Origin of the sequence: Streptomyces scabiei 87.22 (genome assembly GCF_000091305.1) — a bacterium.
GTDB lineage: Bacteria > Actinomycetota > Actinomycetes > Streptomycetales > Streptomycetaceae > Streptomyces > Streptomyces scabiei.
This window is the reverse complement of the sequence record NC_013929.1, coordinates 1,075,499-1,094,517: the sequence shown is the minus strand read 5'-3', so window position 1 is coordinate 1,094,517 and position 19,019 is coordinate 1,075,499. Positions and strand designations below refer to the sequence as shown.

The following is a 19,019-nucleotide window of genomic DNA, read 5'->3' as shown; positions in this document are numbered from 1 at the left end:
CATCGTGAGCCCGAACTATCCGATTGGCAAGGGGTTCCGTGAAGATTTTCGGCGGGCTTCCCCGGGCCTTCCGGCATGCCCGCGCGGGCATGCCGGAAGGCCCCGGACGTCGCACGTCCGGGGCCATGACCGCTCGGGTCGGCGGCTACGCGCCGGGGTCGCCGGTCTCGTCCGTGCCGTGCCCGCCGGACGCGCCGCCGTCGGCGTGGAGCAGCCGCAGCAGGGCGCGCAGCTCCTCCACGGCCTCCTCCGTGACCTCCGGCTCGTCGAAGACGAGCTGGTGCAGCACGAGACCGTCCAGCGCGGCGAAGACCAGCCGGGCCAGCGCCTTGTCCGCGCCGACGGGCAGCATCCGGCCCAGCTCGCGCCGGGCCGCGTCGAAGTACTCGTCGTACAGCTCGCGGATCTGGGGCAGCAGCTCCGGCCGGCGCCGGGACTCCAGCAGCAGCTCGTACTGGAACGCCTGGGTGTCCGGGTCGGCCGTGACCATCTCCGACAGGCCGATGGAGAAGTCCGCGACCTCGCCGGTGCCCGGTTCCAGGGAGCTGGTGTCGAGCGAGGAGCGGATGGTGTGGGCCAGGGCCTCCTCGATCAGGGCGTCGCGCGAGCCGAAGTGGTGCACGACCAGCCCGTGGGTGACCCCCGCCTCCTCCGCGACGGCCCGGTAGGTGAGCCGGCGCAGTCCGCCCCGCGCCACCACGCGCACGGCGGCGTTCAGCAGGGCTTCCCGCCCCTCGCCGTAGTGGAGGCGCTTGCGTGGCCGTCGGCTCGCGGGGGCGTCGGCGGAGTCGGTCATGCGCGTGACCCTACCCGCCCGCCCTCCGCCCGCCGCCGGCCCGTCCGGCCGCCGGGATCACCGCCGGGGCGGGCGGACGCCACGGAACTCCCAGTCGCCGCCGAGCGCCGTGGACAGCACTTCCTCGGACTCCGTGGGCTGTGCGCCGACGTCGGCGCGTACGGGGGTGGGGCCGGTGACGATGTGGTTGGTGAGCCGGCCGAGGCCCTCCACCTCCACCTCGACGACGTCGCCGGGCTGCACGGGCCGGGAGTTGGCCGGGGTGCCGGAGAGCAGGACGTCCCCCGGGTACAGCGTGATGGTGCGGGCGATGTCGGCGACGAGGTAGTGCATGTCCCACTTCATCTCGTCCGTCGTACCGTCCTGGACGACCTCGCCGTTGACGTACGTCCGCAGCCGCTTGCCGTGGAAGTCCCAGTCGGTGACGAGTCCGGGGCCGAGCGGGCACAGGGTGTCGGACCCCTTCACCCGCAGCATCGAACCGGCGTCGGTGTCACGGAAGTCGTGCAGACCGTAGTCGTTGGCGACCGTGTAGCCGGCGATGTACGCGCCCGCGTCCTCGGGCGCGATGTTCCGCGCGGTCCTGCCGATGACGATGGCGACCTCGCCCTCGTAGTTGAGCCACTTGCAGCCGTCGGGGCGGACGATCGCGCCCCGGTGGCCGTTGAGGGAGGAGGTCGGCTTGTGGAAGTAGGTGGGTGTCTCCGGCAGATCGATCTGAAACTCGTCGACCCGGCTGCGGTGGTTGAGGTGGACGGCGATCACCTTCGACGGTACGACCGGCGGAAGGTGGTGGGCCTCCTCGATCTTGACGCGGCGGCCGTCCCCGGCAACCAGTTCGTCGCCGTCGACGGTGACCTCGACGGTGGCCCCGTCGAGGAGGATGCGGCGGTACTCGGGCATGGCTGGCCTTCCTAGGGGAGTCGGTGAGGGGTGCCGGTCCAGCCGGCGGCGGGGCGGTCGAACCACAGGTGCACCTGGCCGGTGCCGATGGAGTTCTCGTACTCCCCGTACTGCCGGGCCGTGGCGACACAGTCCTGTTCGCCGAGCGCGCCGGCCATCATCAGGTAGTGGTAGAACCTGGCCTCGGGCTTGTACTTCCAGAACTCGTCCATGGTGTCGAGGACCTTGTCGTGCCGGCCCTCCTTGAACCAGGCGATCCGCTCCAGGTCCGCCGCCCGGGCCTCGGGCGTCCGGATGTGCACCGGGTCGCTGGCCTCGTGGTCGCGCAGCTCGCGCAACGGCCAGAAGGTGTGGGAGAGGGCGCCGGAGGCGATGATCAGGACCCGCCGGCCGGGGGTGGCGGCGATGCCGTCGGCGAGCGCCCGTCCCAGCCGCAGATGGTCCTCCATGTCGCCGGTCTGGCAGACGCCGATGGTCACCCAGCGCTTGTCGGGCAGGCCCTCGCCGAGGAACTTCCACAGGTTGATCGTGGCGTAGTAGATCGGCAGGTACTCGTCCTCGATCGCGGTGATCCAGGTGCCGTGCTCGTCCGCGAACCGCTCGATGTTCCGGGCCAGTTCGGGGTCGCCTGGGAAGTCGTACGGCATCCGGCACATCCCGCGCGGCAGCTCCTCGGAGGTGAAGAGACCGGCCCGGCGCGCCTGCGCGGTGACCACGAACTCCACGGTCGTCGCCCAGTGCGAGTCGAGGACCACGACGGTGTCGTAGTCGTCGCGGGAGAAGACGTCCTCGCGCAGCTGCCGCAGTCCGGTGACGAGGGTGATCTCCTTGCCCTCGTTCAGCTCCAGCCGGTCGGCCTCCGGCAGCACGATGGTGGGGACGTGGGCCAGGAGCCCCGCCCCGACGATCTCACCCATGGTCGGTCCATCCGTTCGGTGCGGTGACGGTGTTCTTCACGTCGCAGTAGAAGTCGAAGCTCCAGGTGCCGCCCTCCCGGCCGACCCCGGAGTGCCGGGAGCCGCCGAAGGGCGCCTGGAGGTCGCGGACGAAGAAGCAGTTCACCCACACCGTGCCCGCCACCAGCCGCTCGGTCACCCGGGCGGCGCGCTCGGTGTCGCCGGTGGCCAGGGTGGCGGCCAGGCCGAAGCGGGTGTCGTTGGCGAGCCGGACCGCCTCGTCCTCGTCGGTGAAGGTCTGCAGGGTCAGGACCGGCCCGAAGACCTCCTCCTGCACGATCTCCGAGTCCTGGGCGACATCGGTGAGCAGGGTGGGGGCGTAGTACTGCCCCTCCCCGGGGTGCCCGCCGACGACCACCCGGGCCCCGTCGGCAACGGCCCGCCGCACGAAGCCGTCGATCTTCTCCAGCTGCCGGGGATGGATGTTGGGCCCTATGTCGGTGGTCTCCTCGCGCGGGTCGCCCTGCGTCAGCGCCGAGGCCCGCTCCACGAACCGCCGGGTGAACTCCTCGGCGACCGACTCCTCGACCAGGAACCGGGTGGCCGCCAGGCAGACCTGCCCGGCGTTGTCGTACTGCTCCACCGCGAGGTCCACGGCCAGGTCCAGGTCGGCGTCCGCGAACACCAGCAGCGGCGACTTGCCGCCCAGTTCGAGGCTGAGCGGGGTGAGGTTCGGCGCCGCCGAGGCGGCGATCCGCTTGGCCGTGGGCACCGACCCGGTGAAGCTGATCCGCCGCACGTCCGGGTGCGAGGTGAGCGCGTCACCGATCTCCGAGCCGTACCCCTGGACGACGTTGAGGACCCCGGCGGGCAGTCCCGCCTCGGCGGCGATGTCCGCCAGCAGCGAGGCGGTCAGCGGGGTCCACTCGGCGGGCTTGAGGATCACCGTGTTGCCGGCGGCGAGGGCCGGGGCGACCTTCCAGGTGGCCAGCATCAGCGGCGCGTTCCACGGGGTGATCAGCACCGACGGCCCCGCCGGGTCCCAGCTCACCCTGTTGGTGTGTCCGCGCGTCTCGAAGTCCTCGTGCGCGAGCGTGAGCAGCCAGTCGGCGAAGAACCGGAAGTTGTGCGCCACCCGCGGCATCACACCCCGCCGGTGCGAGCGCAGCAGCGCCCCGTTGTCGTGGGTCTCGACGATCGCCAGCTCTTCGAGGCGCTTGTCGACCCCGTCGGCGATGGCGTGCAGGACACGGGCGCGTTCGGCGCGATCGGTGGCGGCCCAGGCGGGGAACGCCTCGCGGGCGGCGGCGACGGCGGCCTCGACCTCGGCCGGTCCACCGCGGGCGATCTCGCCGAGGACGCGGCCGTCGATGGGGGAGACGTCGGTGAAGGTCCCGGCGGAGGCGACGCGCCGCCCGCCGATCCAGTGCCGGGTGTCGACGGGGACTCCGGCGACGGTGATCTTGTCGGTCATGAAAGGGGCTTCCTTCTCAGGAGGGGAGGGACCCGCCGACCCGGAGGCGCGGGGCTGTGTCGACCTGCGGCTCCGCCGCGCGGGCGCGACCGGCCACGGACAGGCCGCGGCCGCTGGCGCGCCTCACTCGGCGGCCGCTTCCGATGTCCCGGACTCCAGCAGCCGTCCGCCGTCCCAGACGACCCCCACCTGCCGGTAGTACGCGGCGATCGGCTCCTCGACCGACAGCCGGGCCAGCTCCTCCGTCGGCGCCTCGAACAGCTCCAGCTCGGCCTCGCCCACCCAGGACTGTCCGCCCTCGAAGGACGCCGCCCCGGTCTCGATCAGCTCGTCCAGCGCCAGCCCCTTGCCCTTCTCGATCGACGGCAGCCACCGGTGGTGGGCCATCGGGTGGGCGTTGACGAAGCCGTTCGTCTCCGAGGGCTCCCGCAAAGTGACGACCGTCTGGGCCAGACGCCGGTCGGCCGCGGCCAGCGTCGCCCCGAACCGGGCGCCCGCCTCGATCCGCGGCGCGGGTCCCAGCGGGTGCGGCCGCGTCTGGTGGATGGACCCGAGCTTCTTCGGGTACCCCTGGTGCAGCCCGCGCGCGATGGCGAAGTCCTTGTCGACCCAGATGTGGACGCACCGCGAGTAGGTCTGCCCCTTGTACCGGCAGCGGACGACCGCGAAGGCCTCCTTGTACTGGGAGAGCACCGGGTCGAGCAGCTCCGCGCCCGAGGCCGAGCAGGACTGCCAGTCGGCCCAGATCAGCGCGACCGCGCCGGGGTCCTCCTCGGCCAGTTCCAGGGGCTCGGGCAGCAGTTCACGCACCCGCGCGGGATCCGTCCGGTACTCGACGGTGAGCAGGTCGCCCGAGTAGCGCCACGGCGGCGACGGGATCAGCGACGAGGCACCGCTCGCCGTCTTGGGGTGGAAGTATCCACGGACACTGGTCATGGTCAGGGGGATCCTTACGCGGTGAGGGCGGGCTGCTGGAGCAGTTCGGCGCGGTGGCGGGCGGCGGCGGACACGGTGGCGGGGCCGCCGAGCGCGACGACCCCGACCAGCCGGCCGCGGTGGTGGTAGCCGGCCAGGACGTCCCCGGCGGGGTCGCCCTGCAGGACCCGTACGTCGTCCCGGCCGAGGACCGGCGCGCCGAAGGACTGGAGCCGGAAGTCGTGCTGGTCGCTCCAGAACGTCGGCAGTGGTGCGAAGGGGGGCGGTTCGGCGCCGGTGAGGACCTTCGCCGCGTGCTTGGCGGTGTCCGTGGGGATCGACCAGTGCTCGACCCGGCGGGGCACGCCGTCGTAGCGGGCGTTGGGGAAGCGGGCGACGTCGCCGACGGCGACCACCTCGGGCCGCCCGCCGACCCGGAGCTGCTCGCAGGTGAGCACGCCGTCGGACAGGTCCAGGCCGTTGCCCTCCAGCCACTCGACGTTGGCGACCGAGCCGACCGACTCCACCACCACGTCGGCGGGCAGGACCCTCCCGTCGCCGAGCACCACACCCGTGACCCGGTCCCCGCCCTCGAACCCGGCGACGCCCGTGCCGAGCGCGAACCGCACCCCGCGTTCCTCGTGCCGCCGCAGCAGCGCGCGCCCGAGCAGCTCACCGAGCGGACCGACCATGGGCAGCGGCAGCGGATCGACCACGGTCACCTCGGCGACACCGAGCCCCACCGCCGTGGCGGCGACCTCGCAGCCGATGAACCCGGCGCCGATCACGACCACCCGGGCACCGGGCCGGGTCAGCTCCTCGCGCAGGCCCTGCGCGTCGGCCAGCGTACGGACCGTGTGGCGGCCGGCGAGCGGACCGGGGCAGGCGAGGCGGCGGGGCCGCATACCGGTGGCGACGACCAGGGCGTCGTACGACAGCGTGGAGCCGTCGTCGAGGTCCACGCTCCGCTCGTCGAGGCGCGCGGCGACGGCCTTCGTGCCGAGCCTCCACTCCACGTCGGCCACGCTCGCGCGGGGGCGGAAGGCCAGCGACTCGAAGGGCGCCTTCCCGGCCAGCACCTCCTTGGAGAGCGGGGGCCGGTTGTAGGGCATGTGCGGCTCGTCGCCGACGACGGTGACGTGCCCGGTCCAGCCCGCCGCCCGCAGCTGCTCGGCGGCGCGCAGACCGGCCATCGAGGCACCCGCGACGACCACGCGTCCTGTCATGGTGCTCAGCCCTCGATCCGGATGGCCTGGAGCGGACAGACGTCGGCGGCTTCCTCGACCTCGTCGAGGAGCGCGTCGTCGGGGTCGCTGACGTAGGCCAGGTGCCCGTTCTCGTCGAGCTGGAAGACGTCGGGGGCGGCGAAGACGCACTGCCCGTGGTCCTGGCACTTGTTCATGTCGACGACGACCTTCATGGCCGGTCCTCCTGGGAATCAGGGCGTCGGGCGGGGTGGGGAGCCGACGGTGGGCATCTCGTTTGGCTTCAAACAACATAGGAAGCCGCCACCCCCTGGTCAATACCTGTCCAGGTGGATAATTTTTTTGGGGTAGACCCCTTGCGGGCCGCTGGAGACATTCTTATCGTTTGGCATCAAACAATCGGCCCCAGTCGTCTAGGAGACAACGGTGAGCGCATCTGAAACGCCGGCCGTCGGGCATTACCAGGAGCGGCTGGCCGCAGAGGGCATCGATGTGGTCCGGGTGACCTACCCCGACCTCATCGGCACCGACCGGGCCCGGGACGTGCTGCTCGACCAGCTGCCCACGGCGTGCGAGCACGGGCTCGCCTTCTGCCGGGCTGTCTACCACACCTCGCCCCAGGGTGACGTCGTCCCCGTCGCCGGAGGGCTGGACGCGGGCCTGCCCGACATCCACGTGCGCCCCGACCTCGACACCCTCGTCGCCCTGCCCTGGGAGCCCGGGGTCGCCGTCTGTCTCGGCGAGAGCATCGACCCGGCCACCGGGGCACCCGCCCCCGAGTCCCCGCGCGACCTGCTGCGCTCGGTGCTCGCCCGCTGCGCCGAACAGGGCCTGCGCCCCGTGGTCGGTCCCGAACTCGAGTACTTCCTCTGCGACGAGGACCCCGCCTCGCCCAGCGGCTACAAGCGTTACGCGGGCACCACCGGCGCCGTCTACACCGCCGGTCTGCGCGCGGACCCCGACAACCACCTGCTGCGCACCCTGCGGCACCTGCGCGACCTGCGCATCGGCGTCACCAACGGCAACCACGAGTTCGACGGCGGCCAGTTCGAGATCAACCTGACGCACTCGGAGGCCCTCTCGGCCGCCGACCGCTCCTTCCGCTTCAAGGCCGCCGTCAAGGAACTCGCGCGCCGGGAGGGCCGCCTCGCCACCTTCATGGCCAAGCCCTTCAACGACGCCGGAGGCTCCGGCTTCCACCTCCACCTGTCCTGCGACGACGAGCGGGGACAGAACGCCTTCGACGACCCCGCGGGCCGGTACGGGCTGTCCGACACCGCCCGGCACGCCGTCGCCGGCGTCCTCGCCCACGCCCCGGCGCTCGCCGCCCTCGCCAACCCCACCATCAACTCCTACAAGCGGTTCGGCCCCGACACCCTCGCGCCCTGGCTGATCGACTGGGGGCTGGACAACCGCAGCGCCATGGTCCGCATCCCGCCCGAGCGCGGTGCCGGCGCCCGCCTGGAACTGCGGCTCGGCGACGCCGGAGCCAACCCCTACCTGCTGATCGCCGGCGCGATCGCCGCCGCGCTGCTCGGCGTCCGCGCCGGTGAGGAGCCCCCCGCCCCGCTGGAGGGCTACGGCTACGACACCGCCCGCTCGGCCGTGTTGCCGACCAGCCTGCCCGCCGCCCTGGACGCGCTGGAGGCGGACACCGCCCTGACCGAGATCCTCGGCAAGGACTTCACCACCTCGTACCTCTCCTACAAGCGCGATGAGGTCGAACGCTTCCAACGGCACGTCACCGACTGGGAGTTCACCGAGTACGCCTACCACCTGTGAAGCCCAGGAGAACCACCGACATGACCACTTCCGCCCACCTTCCCCCCGCCCTCGTACGCGAGGCCGTCCAGGAGCCCCTGCCGCTGGACGACGTGAACCTCGCCGACCTCGACAACTTCACCGACGGTGTGACCCCGTGGCGCATGTTCCACACCCTGCGCCACGAGGACCCGGTGCACTGGCAGCCCGAGGAAGCCCCCAACTCCGGCTTCTGGGCGGTCACCCGGCACGCCGACATCGCCCGCGTCGACCGGGACGCCGAGACCTTCACCTCCACCCGGTTCGTCAACCTGGAGGAGGTCGACGAGAACCAGATCGCGATCCGCGCCTCCATCCTGGAACTGGACGGCGTCCGCCACCGCGCCCTGCGCAGCGTGATCCAGCGGCAGTTCGGCGCGAACGTCATCAACAGCTACACCGACTTCCTGCGCGGCCTCACCGCCCGCACCCTCGACGCGGCCCTCGCCAAGGGCACCTTCGACTTCGTCGCCGACGTCTCCGCCGACTTCCCCATCAACGTCCTCGCCCGGCTCCTGGACGTGCCCCCGGAGGACAACCAGCGCCTCATCGACTGGGGCAACCGCATCATCGGCAACACCGACCCCGACTACGCCGACGTCCTCCTGCACAGCGCCGAGAGCGAGCGCTACCGCGACCTGCCGTTCCGCTCGCCCGCCTCCCTCGAAGTCTTCGAGTACGGCCGTGAACTGGCCCGGCAGCGGCGCGGCGGCGAGGGCACCGACCTGGTCTCCAAGCTGGTCAACACCACCCCGCGCGACGGGATCCCGCTCTCCGCGCAGGACTTCGACAACTACTTCCTGCTCCTGGTCGTGGCCGGCAACGAGACCACCCGCCACACCATCACCCACTCCATGCTGGCGTTGCTCCAGCACCCGGAGCAGCTCGCCCGACTCCAGGAGGACCCCTCCCTGATCCCGGCGGCGACCGAGGAGTTCCTGCGCTGGGCGTCCCCCGTCTACCACTTCCGCCGCACCGCGACCCGTGACGTCGAACTCGGCGGCAAGCAGGTCAAGGAGGGCGACAAGGTCGTCATGTGGTACGCCTCCGGCAACCGGGACGAGGCGGTCTTCGGCAACCCGTACGACTTCGACGTCGCCCGGGCCGACAACGACCACGTCACCTTCGGCAAGGGCAGCCCGCACCTGTGCCTGGGCAACCTGCTGGCCCGCACCGAGATCCGCATCATGTTCGAGGAGCTGATCCCGCGCCTCGCCGACATCCGTCTCGTCGGTGACGTGCCGCGCGTCCGCTCCAACTTCGTGAACGGCATCAAGAAGCTGCCGGTCGAGGTGACCCTCGCCTGACACACCCTCGGGCACCGGTGGGGGAGATGCCCGCCGGTGCCCGAGCCGTACCGGGCCCGAGGGCTCTAGTGCTCCCCGGTCCAGGGACGGAGCTTCTCCGGGTTGCGGACCGCCCAGATCCGGGTGACGTGGCCGTCGCGGACGTCGAACGCCGCCACCGTCATCACGACCCCGGCGCGCCGGGCCACCAGGCCCGGCACGCCGTTGACGGACCGCTCCACGAGTTCGAGCCCGGGCGCCCTGTCGGCGAGGGCGACCAGGTAGCGGGCGATGCGCGCGCCCCCCTCGACCGGGCGCAGGACGGCGCCGACCAGGCCACCGCCGTCGGCGGTCAGCACGGCGGACGGGTCGAGGAGGGCGACGAGGGTCGCGATGTCCTTGGCCTCCCACGCCTCCTTGACCCGGCGCACCACCTCCGCCCGGCCGGACGCCGTCACGGGGGCGGCCGGAGCGGACACGTCCCCCACCCGCCGCCGGGCGGAGGCGGCCAGCTGCTTGCAGGCCGCGGGGGTCCGGCCGAGCACGTCGGCGATCTCGGCGAAGGGGTACCGGAAGACGTCGTGCAGCACGAACGCCACGCGCTCGGCGGGCGTCATCGACTCCAGGACCACGAGGAACGCCATGGCCACGGACTCGTCCAGGACGATCTGGTCGGCGGGGTCCGCGAGCCCGGTCGGGGCGCCGCCGCCCGCCTGCTCCCGCTCGGCGCGGTCGGGCAGCGGCTCGGGCAGCCACGCGCCGACATAGCGCTCGCGGCGGGCCCGAGCCGAGCCGAGCAGGTCCAGACAGATACGGCCGGTCACCGTCGTCAGCCACGCGCCGGGCGAGCGGATTTCTTGCTGACGGCTCCGTGGCAGCCCGTACCAGCGGGCGTAGGCGTCCTGCACGGCGTCCTCGGCCTCGGTCACCGAACCGAGCAGACGGTAGGCGACGTTGACCAGCCGGCGCCGCTCGCCGTCCACCACGTCCGTGCCGGTCCCGACAGTCGTCATGCCTCCGGCCGCCTCCTCGCCTTACCTTTCACGGGCCCACGTCGTCGAACCGGTGAGACCTTATCGATCCACTGCCCACGGGCGGAAACGGGGACGACGACATGGCCACCCGGACGACGGCGAAGGCGACGGCTGCGGCGAACGGAAGGCGGGACTCCGCGTTCCTGCGGATCGCGATCGCCCTGCAGACCCTGACCATCTTCCTCCAGGCGGTCTCCGCCGGACTGCTGCTGACCTCCTCCTACGGGGAGACCCTGCACAGCGTCGGCGCCCGCGTGATGTACGGCGCGTCCATGCTGTACGTGCTCGCGGCGGTCCTGGCGTGGAAGCCGGGCGGCGGCCCGCTCCGGCCGGTCCTGCACGCCTGCGGTTTCCTCGCCCTCGCCTCGGTCCAGGTCGTGCTGGGCATCGCACACGTCCCGTCGGTCCATCTTCCCCTGGGCGTGCTGATGTTCGGCCTGAGCCTGCTGGCGCTGGCCCGGCGCTGAGCCGTGGCCCGCGCCCGACCGGAGCGGGCACAGGATGTCGGGTGCGGCAAGGTGGCTCCTTCCTAACGTGGCGGGTGAAAGGAAGGAGGCCGGAGTGCTGGAACGGCTCAACCAGGCCATGGAGCACATCGAGGACCACCTCGACCAGCCGATCGACGTGGCCGACCTCGCGCGGATCGCGGTGACGTCGGAGTACCACCTGCGGCGGCTCTTCTCCGCGCTCGCGGGCATGCCGCTGTCGGAGTACGTCCGGCGCCGGCGGCTGACCGTGGCCGGCGCCGAGGTGCTGGCCGGCGAGCGGACCCTGCTGGAGATCGCGGTGCGCTACGGCTACGGCTCCGGGGAGGCGTTCGCGCGGGCGTTCCGCGCCCTGCACGGCGTCGGCCCCGGGGAGGCCCGGCGGACCGGCGCGAGTCTGCGGTCCCAGCCCCGGATGTCCTTCCGCCTCGTCGTCGAAGGGAGCACGAGCATGCGGTACCGAGTGGTGGAGAAGGAGGAGTTCCGGGTGGTGGGAAGGGGGACCAGGGTCCCGCTCGTGCACGAGGGGATGAATCCGGCGATCGCCGACTTCATCCGGGGCATCGGGCAGGAGACACTGCGACGGATCGAGAGCCTGTCGGACCAGGAACCGCGGGGCGTCGTCTCCGTCAGCGACAACCTCGACGGCAGCCGGGCCGAGGGAACCGAACTCGACTACTTCCACGGGGCGGTGACCCGGGCGGCCGTCCCCGACGACCTGGAGGAACTCACCGTCCGGGCCGGTACCTGGGCCGTCTTCGAGAACTCCGGTCCCTTCCCGCAGGCGCTGCAGTATCTGTGGCGGGACGTGTTCACCCAGTGGTTCCCGTCCAACCCGTACCGCAGCCGGCCCGGCCCGGAGATCCTGCGGACCCGGCTCTCGCCCGACGCGGCACAGGCGGACGCGGAGCTGTGGATCCCGGTGGAGCGGATCCCGCTGTGAGGGCCGTGGCTCCGCGGGAGGCGGTCGTCGGGCCCCGGGAGTCCGTCGAGGCGCGGGACGCGACGGGCCGGGACCGTCCGGCCCGGGCGACCTGAGGTCTGAACCGGTGAGAGGTCCTGTCAGCCGGCCGGCTTCCAGCCCTGGAGTTTCGGCAGGACCTTCTCCGCGACCCGGAACAGCGCGGCGTCGTCGGGCCGCTGGGTGTCCTGGCGCCAGATGACGAGTTCGAAGGTGCTGCCGCTGTCCTTCGGGTCCGTCGCGACCAGCAGCCGGCGGGCGACACCGCCGGGGCCGGACTTGGCGTCACCGCCGTCGAGCCTGAACGAGATGGACATGGTCTGCCCCGAGTAGAGGACCGCCCGGTGTCCCAGGACGGTCCTGCTCTCGGCGTCGGCGCCCAGATAGTCCTCCGACTCGGCCACCGGGAGATCCTCGAAGGACGCCGACAGCTTCACGGCGTAGGTGTCCAGTTCGACGGTCGCCTCGGGGGTGACGGTCCTGGTGCCGTCGGCCCACTTCGACTCGCTGTCCCCGCCCGACGCGCTCACCGCCTGCTCGGTCGGTGTGCCGAGGAGTTCGGGCAGGTCGGCACGGTTCAGCGCGGCGCAGAGCCGTGCGCCGGAGACCTCGCCCCGCGGGGCCTGGGAGGCGTCGTCCGAGGACGAGCAGACGGCCGGTCCCACCTTCCCGGGCGTCTGACCGAGGAAGTCTCCGATCAGCCACAGACCGCCCAGGATCACCCCGACGGCCGCCACGGCCGAGAACACCTGGGCCCCCGTGCTCATCTCCTTGCGGGCACCTGTTCCCGGACCCGTTCCGTACCCCGCACCCCCACCCGCACCCGCGCCCGTTCCGGAATCGGTGACGCCGTCGTTCATGTCCCCCGTGCCCCCGCCTTGATGTGCACACGCCCCCCGTGTGCCGGGGGAGCCTAACCTGTGACCGGACCGAGGGAAAACGGAATTCCGCTTGCGGACTTTCTCCGGACACGACAGAAGGGCACGGCATGTCCTCGCAGGACTCCCCCGCTTCTCGGCCGGACTCAGCCGGTGCTCGGCCCGGAGCAATCGGCGCACCCGGCGCACCCGGCGCCCGCGGCGCGCGCTCCGCTTCGCTCGGCGTGGCCGTCGTCGGCACCGGCCGCATGGGCGCCGACCACGTGCGCCGGCTCACCGAGGTGATCAGCGGCGCCCATGTGGCCGCCGTGGTCGACGTCGACACCGGCCGCGCCGAGGCGGTCGCCGCGGGCGTCGAGGGATGCGCGGCCTACGCCGACACGGCAGAGGCACTGGCCGCACCCGGGGTCGACGCCGTCCTCGTCGCCTCCCCGGGGCCCGCCCACGAGGCCGCCCTGCTCACCGCCTTCGAGCACGATCTGCCCGTCCTGTGCGAGAAGCCGCTGACCCCGGACCCCGCCTCCGCGCTGCGCCTGCTGGAGGCCGAGCGGCGGCTCGGGCACCGCCGGGTGCAGGTCGGGTTCATGCGCCGCTACGACCGGGAGTACCTCGCACTCAAGTCCCTCCTGGACAGCGGGGAACTGGGCCGCCCGCTGCTGCTGCACCACCGGCACCGCAACGCCGGGGCGCCGCCCGGGTTCACCGACGCCATGATGATCAACGACTCCGTCGCCCACGAGATGGACGTGACCCGCTGGCTGCTCGGCCAGGAGATCACCGCCGTCACCGTGCTGCGGCCCCGCCCCTCCGCGCACGCCCCGGCGGGGCTGAGCGACCCCCAGTTCGTGGTGTTCGAGACCGACGGCGGTGCCGTGGCCGACGTCGAGATCTTCCTCACGGCCCGTTACGGCTATCAGGTCCAGGCCGAGGCGGTCTGCGAGAACGGCACGGCACGCATCGGCGACGGGCACGGCATGCTCGTCAGCACGGCCGGACGCTGGGGCGGCACGGTCACGCCGGGCTACCTCGAACGCTTCGAGGACGCCTACGACCGGCAGGTCCAGGCATGGGTGGACGCCACCCGCCGCGGCGAGGTCACCGGACCCGGCATCTGGGACGGATACGCCGTCGCCGCGGTCTCCGAGGCGGCCGTCCGCGCCCAGCGGGAGGGCGTCCGCGTCGAGGTGGAACTCGTCGAACGCCCCGCTCTCCAGGACTGACCCCGGACCGTGACCTGACCTCCGATACATGTGATGTTTCCATCGGTTAAAGTGGGTCTACATCAGGAAAAAGCAGTCAACTGCCTCTCTCGTTGACAACATTCATCCCTGCGCAGTCGTTGACAGCGGCGGTCCGCATGCCTGACGTTCGTGCGTATGTCGCAATCGATCAGCAGGCGCAGGCTCCTGACGGGTGCCACGGCCGTTGTCCTCGCCACCGCCGCCACCGACGTGATAGCGGCCGGGGGCGCCATGGCCGGCTCGAAGAACTACAAACCCACCTGGGAATCCGTGAACAGACACACCGCCGCCCCCGAGTGGTTCCGGGACGCCAAGTTCGGGATCTACTTCCACTGGGGCGCGTTCAGCGTCCCGGCGTACGACAGCGAGTGGTATCCGCGCAACATGTACCTCGCGGGCCACAAGGCGAACAAGCACCACATCGAGACCTACGGCGCCCCGGCCGACTGGCAGTACCACCGCTTCATCGACGGGGCCGACGATCTCGCTGGCCGCCACAAGGAGTTCGCGCCGAAGCTCAAGTCCGCGGGCGGGAACTTCGACCCGGAGGAATGGGCGCAGCTGTTCGTCGACGCGGGCGCACGGTTCGCCGGGCCGGTCGCCGAGCACCACGACGGCTACTCGATGTGGGACAGCCGGGTCAACGAGTGGAACTCCGTGGACAAGGGTCCGAAGCTGGACCTGCTGGAGCTCTTCACCGACGCCGTGCGGGCGAAGGACCTGAAGCTGCTGGTCGCGATGCACCACGCGTACAACTACACCGGCTTCTTCGAGTACGCGCCCGAGCAGTCGGACCCGAGTCTGAAGAAGCTGTACGGGCAGCTGAGCCCGGAGGCCGAGCACCAGCTCTGGTACGACAAGCTCAAGGAAGTGATCGACCGGTCCCGGCCCGACATCCTCTGGCAGGACTGGCGGCTCGACCACGTCGACGAGAAGCAGCGGCTGAACTTCCTGTCGTACTACTTCGACCAGGCGAACAAGTGGGGCAAGGAGGTCGTGGCCACCTACAAGGACGGCTTCGACCCCCACAGCGCGGTCTTCGACTACGAGCGCGGCGGCCCCGCCGACATCACCGCGCCGTACTGGCTCACCGACGACAGCATCTCCAACAGCAGCTGGTGCTACACCGAGGGCATCGGCTACTACTCCCTCGCGCAGATGCTGCACTCGTTCGTCGACCGGATCAGCAAGAACGGCACGGTGCTGCTCAACATCGCGCCGAAGGCCGACGGCACCATCCCGCAGGGCCAGAAGGACATCCTGCTCGGGATGGGCGACTACCTGAAGCGGTTCGGCGAGTCGGTCTACGGCACCCGGGCCTGGACCGTGTACGGCGAGGGGCCGACGAAGATGGGCGGCGGCTCCTTCACCCGGCCCACCGCCGGTACCGCCCGGGACATCCGGTTCACCCGCGACAAGGAGGGCACCGTCCTCTACGCGACCGTCCTCGGCTGGCCCGGCGACTCGCTGACCCTGAAGACGCTCGGCTCCGACCGGATCGACCTGGACTCGCTCACCTCGGTGGAACTCCTCGGGTCCGAGCCCGGCACCTACCTCGGCCTCGGCACCCCCGAGCAGAAGGAGGCCGGGCTGAAGGTGGCCCTCCCGGCGAAGCCCTTCGACGCCCCCGCGTACGTCCTCAGGTTCCGCTTCTCGGGCGCGATCCCCGTGCTCCGGCCCCACCTGGGCGCGCTCGCCTTCGAGGACGCGCGCTTCCGCGGCGACGGTGTCGTGCTCTCCCTGGGCGACCACACCGCGGACCGGCTCACCCTCGCCGGCATCGAGCCGCGCGGGCTCTCCTCGCTGAAGCTCGCGCCGGGCCACCGGCTGGTCGGCTACTCCGCCGACGACTTCACCGGCACCGCCTGGACGTTCACCGCCGACAGCCTCAGGATCCGGGAGAAGATCACCTCGCTGCGGGTCGTGCTCGACCCCGCCGCCCGCTTCCGGATCACCAACGTCGTCAACGGTCTCACCCTGGACAGCGAGGGAGCGGTGCCGAGCGGTTCGCCGCTCAAGCAGTCGGCGTGGGACGACTCCCCGAACCTGCAGTGGTACGCCGTCCCCCTCGGCGACGGCCACTACAAGCTGGAGAACCGGGCCAACGGCATGGTCGCCGACGGCTGGGGCGCCACCACCGACGGCTCCGCCGTACGGCAGGCGGCCTGGAAGAACTCCAGCGACCAGCAGTGGCTGATCACCCACCGGGGCGACGGCCGCTACACCCTCGCCAACCGCACCACCGGGCTCGTCCTCGACGGCGGCGGCAGCGTCTCCGCCGGATCGGCCGCCAAGCAGTGGACGTGGGGCTCCAGCACCAACCTGCTGTGGACGCTGACCCAGGTCTGACGCCCCTCACTGTTCCCCGGACAGATCCAGCAGCACCTTGGAGGCGACCGTGCGGTCCTGAGCCGTGTCGAACGCGGCGACGGACCGCTCCAACGGAAAGGTGTGCGTGACGACCGCGTCGACCGGGAGGCCCTGGGCCAGCAGGGACAGGGCCTCGTCGAACTCGGTGTCGAAGCGGAAGGATCCGCGCAGTTCCAGCTCACGGGTGACCGCGACATTGCCGAGCAGCCCGATCTCGCCCGGCGGCAGCAGCCCGAGCATCACCACCACGCCGCCCCGCCGCACCCGCTCCACACAGCTGCGCAGCCCGGCCGGAGCCCCGGACGCCTCCACGGCGAGGTCGAAGACACCGGCCCAGGCGGGATCGGCGGGCCGGTCCGCCCGTACGACGGCGGTGGCGCCGACCTCGCCGGCGATCCGCAGCGGCTCCTCGTGGAGGTCGCTGACGACCACCTCGGCGGCCCCCGCGTGCCGCAGCGCGGCCACGACCAGCAGACCGATCGGACCGGCCCCGGTGACCAGCACGCGCCTGCCGCGCACCGCACCCGCCCGGCGCACCGCGTGCAGCGCCACCGCCAGGGGCTCGGCGAGCACGGCACGCCGCAGACCGAGCCCCGGCGGCAGCGCCCGCACCTGCCCGGCCGGCACGGTGATGTACTGCGCGAACCCGCCCTGCACATGCGGGGTGTGGGCCGCGCTGCCCAGATAGCGGGTGTGCGCGCAGACGTTGCGGGCCCCGCGCGCGCACTCGGGGCAGACCCCGCAGGGCGTGGCGGGGTGGACGGCGACGGCCGTGCCCACCGCGGGGGCGGCCGGTCCCTCGACGCCGGCCCCGAGCGCGGCGACCCGGCCCACCACCTCGTGGCCGAGCACCATGGGCTCGCTGACGGCGAAGTCGCCGACCCTGCCCCGGTGGTAGTAGTGCAGATCGGAACCGCAGATCCCGCCGAGGGCGACGGCGACCGCGATCTCACCGGCCGCGGGACCGCCGTACGGCCGCTCCTCGACGCGGAGATCGCCGGCTCCGTGGACAACGCACGCGTGCATGGGAACTCCTCGAGAGGTCGGCCGGGTCACAGGACGGACAGCATGCCGCCGTCGACGTACAGCGTCTGCCCGTTGACGAAGTCGGAGGCGGGAGAGGCGAGGAAGAGCAGGGCGCCGACCAGTTCCTCCACCCTGCCCCAGCGTCCGGCGGGGGTCCGCCCCCGCACCCAGGCGCTGAACTCCTCGTCCGCGACCAGCGCGGAGGTGAGTTCGGTGTCGAAGTAGCCGGGGCCGATGCCGTTGACCTGGATGCCGTGCGGCCCGAGGTCGGCGCACATGCCCTTGGTGAGCATCTTCAGGCCGCCCTTGGTGGCGGAGTAGGGCGCGATCCCGGGGCGGACCGCCTCGCTCTGCAGCGAGCAGATGTTGACGATCTTGCCGTGGCCCCGGGCGACCATGCGGCGGGCGACCTCGCGGCCCACGAGGAAGGCGCTCGTGAGGTTGGTGTCGAGCAGGGCGTGCCAGTCCTCGTCGGTGAAGTCGAGGAAGGGGGCGCGGCGCTGGACGCCGGTGTTGTTGACCAGGATGCCGATCGGGCCCGTCCGGTCCTCGATCCGGGTGACGGCGGCGGCGACCGCGGCGGAGTCGGTGACGTCGAACGCCTCCGCGCGGACCGCCTCACCGAAGGTGCCGGCGAGTTCCGCGCGGGTGCTCTCCAGGGTGCCGGGGTCGCGACCGTTGAGGACGACCGTGCAGCCGGCCTCCAGCAGGCCGGTGGCCAGCGCCCGGCCGATGCCTCGGCTCGACCCGGTGACCAGGGCGACCTTTCCGGTGACGTCGAAGAGGGGGTGGCTCGTCATACACGGTCTCCCTGTTTTCCCACTGAGTGGAAAAGCTGTCTGCTCAACGGAAAAGCATCGTCGAGGTTCGAGGTGGCCGCTGTCAACCGTGGGAGGTTTTTCCACTCAGTGGTAACTTGCCGGGCGTGAGCGGCAGCGAGGTACCCACGGACGTCGTCGGGCGGGCGATCAGGTTGCTCGTCCTGGTCGGCGAGCACCCGCATGGCATCACCCTGTCCGCGCTGGCCCGCGCCAGCGGCGTCGCCGTCAGCACCGCCCACCGGCTGGTCAACTCGCTCTGCCGCGAGGGCCTGGTGGAGTTCGAGGCCGACGGCAAGCGCTACAGGCCGGGCCTGCGACTCTTCCAGCTCGGTCAGCGGGCCGGGCAGGTCTACGGATTCGCCGGCACCGCCCTCCCCGTGATGCAGCGCGTGACGAGCCGGACCGAGGAAGCCACCCTGATGTCCGTCCTCGACGGCACCCGGCACCTGTACGTGCACTACGTGGACGGCCCCCTCCCGGTCGGCGTCCGCAGCGAGCCGGGCCGCCACGGGCCGCTGCACTGCACCTCGATGGGCAAGGTCCTCATGGCCTTCGCCCCCGACGACGTACGTGCCGACCTCCTGGACCGCGTCGAGCTGACCCCGCACGGACCGAACAGCGTCACCGACCGCGACGTGCTGCGCGCCCAGGTGGCCCGCGCCGCCGAACTCGGCTACGCCACGGCCGACGAGGAACACCACCCCGGACTGCGGGCCGTGGCCGTGCCGATCCTGCGCCCCGACGGCACCGTCTTCGCCGCCCTCTCCACCGCCGCGCCCGCCTTCCGCCGCAGCATGGACGATCTCGTCGCCCTGGTCCCGCTGCTGCGGTCGGCGGCGGACGAACTGGGAGTCCGGCTGCCGGCCCGTTGACCCGCCCTCCCCGTTCGCGGTGAACTGCCCTGCATCGGCGGCGAGTTCACGGCGGA

The 19,019-nt window shown here is 71.9% G+C and carries 18 protein-coding genes; 7 read left to right on the top strand and 11 right to left on the bottom strand.

What is annotated here, in order from left to right; all coding sequences use genetic code 11:
- Positions 1-145: 145 nt before the first annotated feature.
- The 7 genes from SCAB_RS04600 to SCAB_RS04570 all read right to left on the bottom strand — a co-directional run bounded on the left by SCAB_RS04600 (position 146) and on the right by SCAB_RS04570 (position 6,404).
- Complete coding sequence (locus tag SCAB_RS04600) at positions 146-796, bottom strand: TetR/AcrR family transcriptional regulator (RefSeq protein WP_012998885.1); 651 nt, start codon at positions 794-796, stop codon at positions 146-148.
- Between the two features lie 57 nt (positions 797-853).
- A complete protein-coding gene (locus SCAB_RS04595; protein ID WP_012998884.1) occupies positions 854-1,699 on the bottom strand; it encodes a fumarylacetoacetate hydrolase family protein in 846 nt (281 codons plus the stop codon).
- 11 nt (positions 1,700-1,710) lie between these two features.
- On the bottom strand, positions 1,711-2,616 hold the full coding sequence (locus tag SCAB_RS04590) for a 3,4-dihydroxyphenylacetate 2,3-dioxygenase (protein ID WP_012998883.1): 906 nt from the start codon (positions 2,614-2,616) through the stop codon (positions 1,711-1,713).
- Entirely contained in the window at positions 2,609-4,069 is a 1,461-nt protein-coding gene (locus SCAB_RS04585) for an aldehyde dehydrogenase (RefSeq protein ID WP_012998882.1), read from the bottom strand. The genes SCAB_RS04590 and SCAB_RS04585 overlap by 8 nt, the downstream gene beginning before the upstream one ends.
- Positions 4,070-4,192: 123 nt before the next feature.
- Positions 4,193-5,005, bottom strand: coding sequence for an acetoacetate decarboxylase family protein (locus SCAB_RS04580; RefSeq protein ID WP_012998881.1), 813 nt, complete (start codon positions 5,003-5,005; stop codon positions 4,193-4,195).
- 14 nt (positions 5,006-5,019) lie between these two features.
- On the bottom strand, positions 5,020-6,210 hold the full coding sequence (locus tag SCAB_RS04575; protein WP_037726817.1) for an NAD(P)/FAD-dependent oxidoreductase: 1,191 nt from the start codon (positions 6,208-6,210) through the stop codon (positions 5,020-5,022).
- A 5-nt stretch (positions 6,211-6,215) separates the two neighbouring features.
- A complete protein-coding gene (locus tag SCAB_RS04570) occupies positions 6,216-6,404 on the bottom strand; it encodes a ferredoxin (RefSeq protein ID WP_012998879.1) in 189 nt (62 codons plus the stop codon).
- A gap of 211 nt (positions 6,405-6,615) precedes the next feature.
- Here SCAB_RS04570 and SCAB_RS04565 point away from each other — a divergent pair, with 211 nt between their 5' ends.
- Together SCAB_RS04565 and SCAB_RS04560 are read left to right on the top strand one after the other, a co-directional pair.
- The gene (locus SCAB_RS04565; protein ID WP_037726816.1) at positions 6,616-7,971 is read left to right on the top strand and encodes a glutamine synthetase family protein; all 1,356 of its coding nucleotides are present in this window, start codon (positions 6,616-6,618) and stop codon (positions 7,969-7,971) included.
- A gap of 20 nt (positions 7,972-7,991) precedes the next feature.
- Positions 7,992-9,296, top strand: coding sequence for a cytochrome P450 (locus SCAB_RS04560; protein WP_037726814.1), 1,305 nt, complete (start codon positions 7,992-7,994; stop codon positions 9,294-9,296).
- A 65-nt stretch (positions 9,297-9,361) separates the two neighbouring features.
- Here the strand turns inward: SCAB_RS04560 and sigJ are convergent, their stop codons facing one another.
- On the bottom strand, positions 9,362-10,288 hold the full coding sequence (gene sigJ, locus SCAB_RS04555; RefSeq protein WP_012998876.1) for an RNA polymerase sigma factor SigJ: 927 nt from the start codon (positions 10,286-10,288) through the stop codon (positions 9,362-9,364).
- A gap of 101 nt (positions 10,289-10,389) precedes the next feature.
- On the opposite strand from sigJ, the gene SCAB_RS04550 reads away from it, so the two are divergent.
- Entirely contained in the window at positions 10,390-10,776 is a 387-nt protein-coding gene (locus tag SCAB_RS04550; RefSeq protein WP_012998875.1) for a hypothetical protein, read from the top strand.
- Between the two features lie 94 nt (positions 10,777-10,870).
- Entirely contained in the window at positions 10,871-11,737 is an 867-nt protein-coding gene (locus tag SCAB_RS04545; RefSeq protein ID WP_037726809.1) for an AraC family transcriptional regulator, read from the top strand.
- A 119-nt stretch (positions 11,738-11,856) separates the two neighbouring features.
- Here the strand turns inward: SCAB_RS04545 and SCAB_RS04540 are convergent, their stop codons facing one another.
- Positions 11,857-12,522 (bottom strand): DUF6215 domain-containing protein, encoded by a 666-nt coding sequence (locus SCAB_RS04540; protein ID WP_012998873.1) that lies wholly within the window; start codon positions 12,520-12,522, stop codon positions 11,857-11,859.
- 335 nt (positions 12,523-12,857) lie between these two features.
- Between SCAB_RS04540 and SCAB_RS04535 the strand changes: the two genes are divergently transcribed.
- Entirely contained in the window at positions 12,858-13,853 is a 996-nt protein-coding gene (locus tag SCAB_RS04535; RefSeq protein ID WP_012998872.1) for a Gfo/Idh/MocA family protein, read from the top strand.
- A gap of 156 nt (positions 13,854-14,009) precedes the next feature.
- Complete coding sequence (locus SCAB_RS04530) at positions 14,010-16,223, top strand: alpha-L-fucosidase (RefSeq protein ID WP_012998871.1); 2,214 nt, start codon at positions 14,010-14,012, stop codon at positions 16,221-16,223.
- A 6-nt stretch (positions 16,224-16,229) separates the two neighbouring features.
- Here SCAB_RS04530 and SCAB_RS04525 read toward each other — a convergent pair whose 3' ends face one another.
- Positions 16,230-17,270 (bottom strand): L-idonate 5-dehydrogenase, encoded by a 1,041-nt coding sequence (locus SCAB_RS04525; RefSeq protein WP_012998870.1) that lies wholly within the window; start codon positions 17,268-17,270, stop codon positions 16,230-16,232.
- 26 nt (positions 17,271-17,296) lie between these two features.
- Positions 17,297-18,070 (bottom strand): SDR family oxidoreductase, encoded by a 774-nt coding sequence (locus tag SCAB_RS04520; protein ID WP_012998869.1) that lies wholly within the window; start codon positions 18,068-18,070, stop codon positions 17,297-17,299.
- A gap of 125 nt (positions 18,071-18,195) precedes the next feature.
- On the opposite strand from SCAB_RS04520, the gene SCAB_RS48255 reads away from it, so the two are divergent.
- Positions 18,196-18,963, top strand: a complete 768-nt coding sequence (locus SCAB_RS48255) for an IclR family transcriptional regulator (RefSeq protein WP_012998868.1) — start codon at positions 18,196-18,198, stop codon at positions 18,961-18,963.
- The last annotated feature ends 56 nt before the right edge of the window (positions 18,964-19,019 follow it).

What these genes read in the sequence shown, in the direction of transcription:
- SCAB_RS04540 (WP_012998873.1), bottom strand. Translation starts at nt 12,522, where the DNA reads ATGAGCACGGGGGCCCAGGTGTTCTCGGCCGTGGCGGCCGTCGGGGTG.
- SCAB_RS04570 (WP_012998879.1), bottom strand. Translation starts at nt 6,404, where the DNA reads ATGAAGGTCGTCGTCGACATGAACAAGTGCCAGGACCACGGGCAGTGC.
- SCAB_RS04550 (WP_012998875.1), top strand. Translation starts at nt 10,390, where the DNA reads ATGGCCACCCGGACGACGGCGAAGGCGACGGCTGCGGCGAACGGAAGG.
- SCAB_RS04590 (WP_012998883.1), bottom strand. Translation starts at nt 2,616, where the DNA reads ATGGGTGAGATCGTCGGGGCGGGGCTCCTGGCCCACGTCCCCACCATC.
- SCAB_RS04560 (WP_037726814.1), top strand. Translation starts at nt 7,992, where the DNA reads ATGACCACTTCCGCCCACCTTCCCCCCGCCCTCGTACGCGAGGCCGTC.
- SCAB_RS04580 (WP_012998881.1), bottom strand. Translation starts at nt 5,005, where the DNA reads ATGACCAGTGTCCGTGGATACTTCCACCCCAAGACGGCGAGCGGTGCC.
- sigJ (WP_012998876.1), bottom strand. Translation starts at nt 10,288, where the DNA reads ATGACGACTGTCGGGACCGGCACGGACGTGGTGGACGGCGAGCGGCGC.
- SCAB_RS04595 (WP_012998884.1), bottom strand. Translation starts at nt 1,699, where the DNA reads ATGCCCGAGTACCGCCGCATCCTCCTCGACGGGGCCACCGTCGAGGTC.
- SCAB_RS04520 (WP_012998869.1), bottom strand. Translation starts at nt 18,070, where the DNA reads ATGACGAGCCACCCCCTCTTCGACGTCACCGGAAAGGTCGCCCTGGTC.
- SCAB_RS04585 (WP_012998882.1), bottom strand. Translation starts at nt 4,069, where the DNA reads ATGACCGACAAGATCACCGTCGCCGGAGTCCCCGTCGACACCCGGCAC.
- SCAB_RS04530 (WP_012998871.1), top strand. Translation starts at nt 14,010, where the DNA reads ATGTCGCAATCGATCAGCAGGCGCAGGCTCCTGACGGGTGCCACGGCC.
- SCAB_RS04525 (WP_012998870.1), bottom strand. Translation starts at nt 17,270, where the DNA reads ATGCACGCGTGCGTTGTCCACGGAGCCGGCGATCTCCGCGTCGAGGAG.
- SCAB_RS04600 (WP_012998885.1), bottom strand. Translation starts at nt 796, where the DNA reads ATGACCGACTCCGCCGACGCCCCCGCGAGCCGACGGCCACGCAAGCGC.
- SCAB_RS04575 (WP_037726817.1), bottom strand. Translation starts at nt 6,210, where the DNA reads ATGACAGGACGCGTGGTCGTCGCGGGTGCCTCGATGGCCGGTCTGCGC.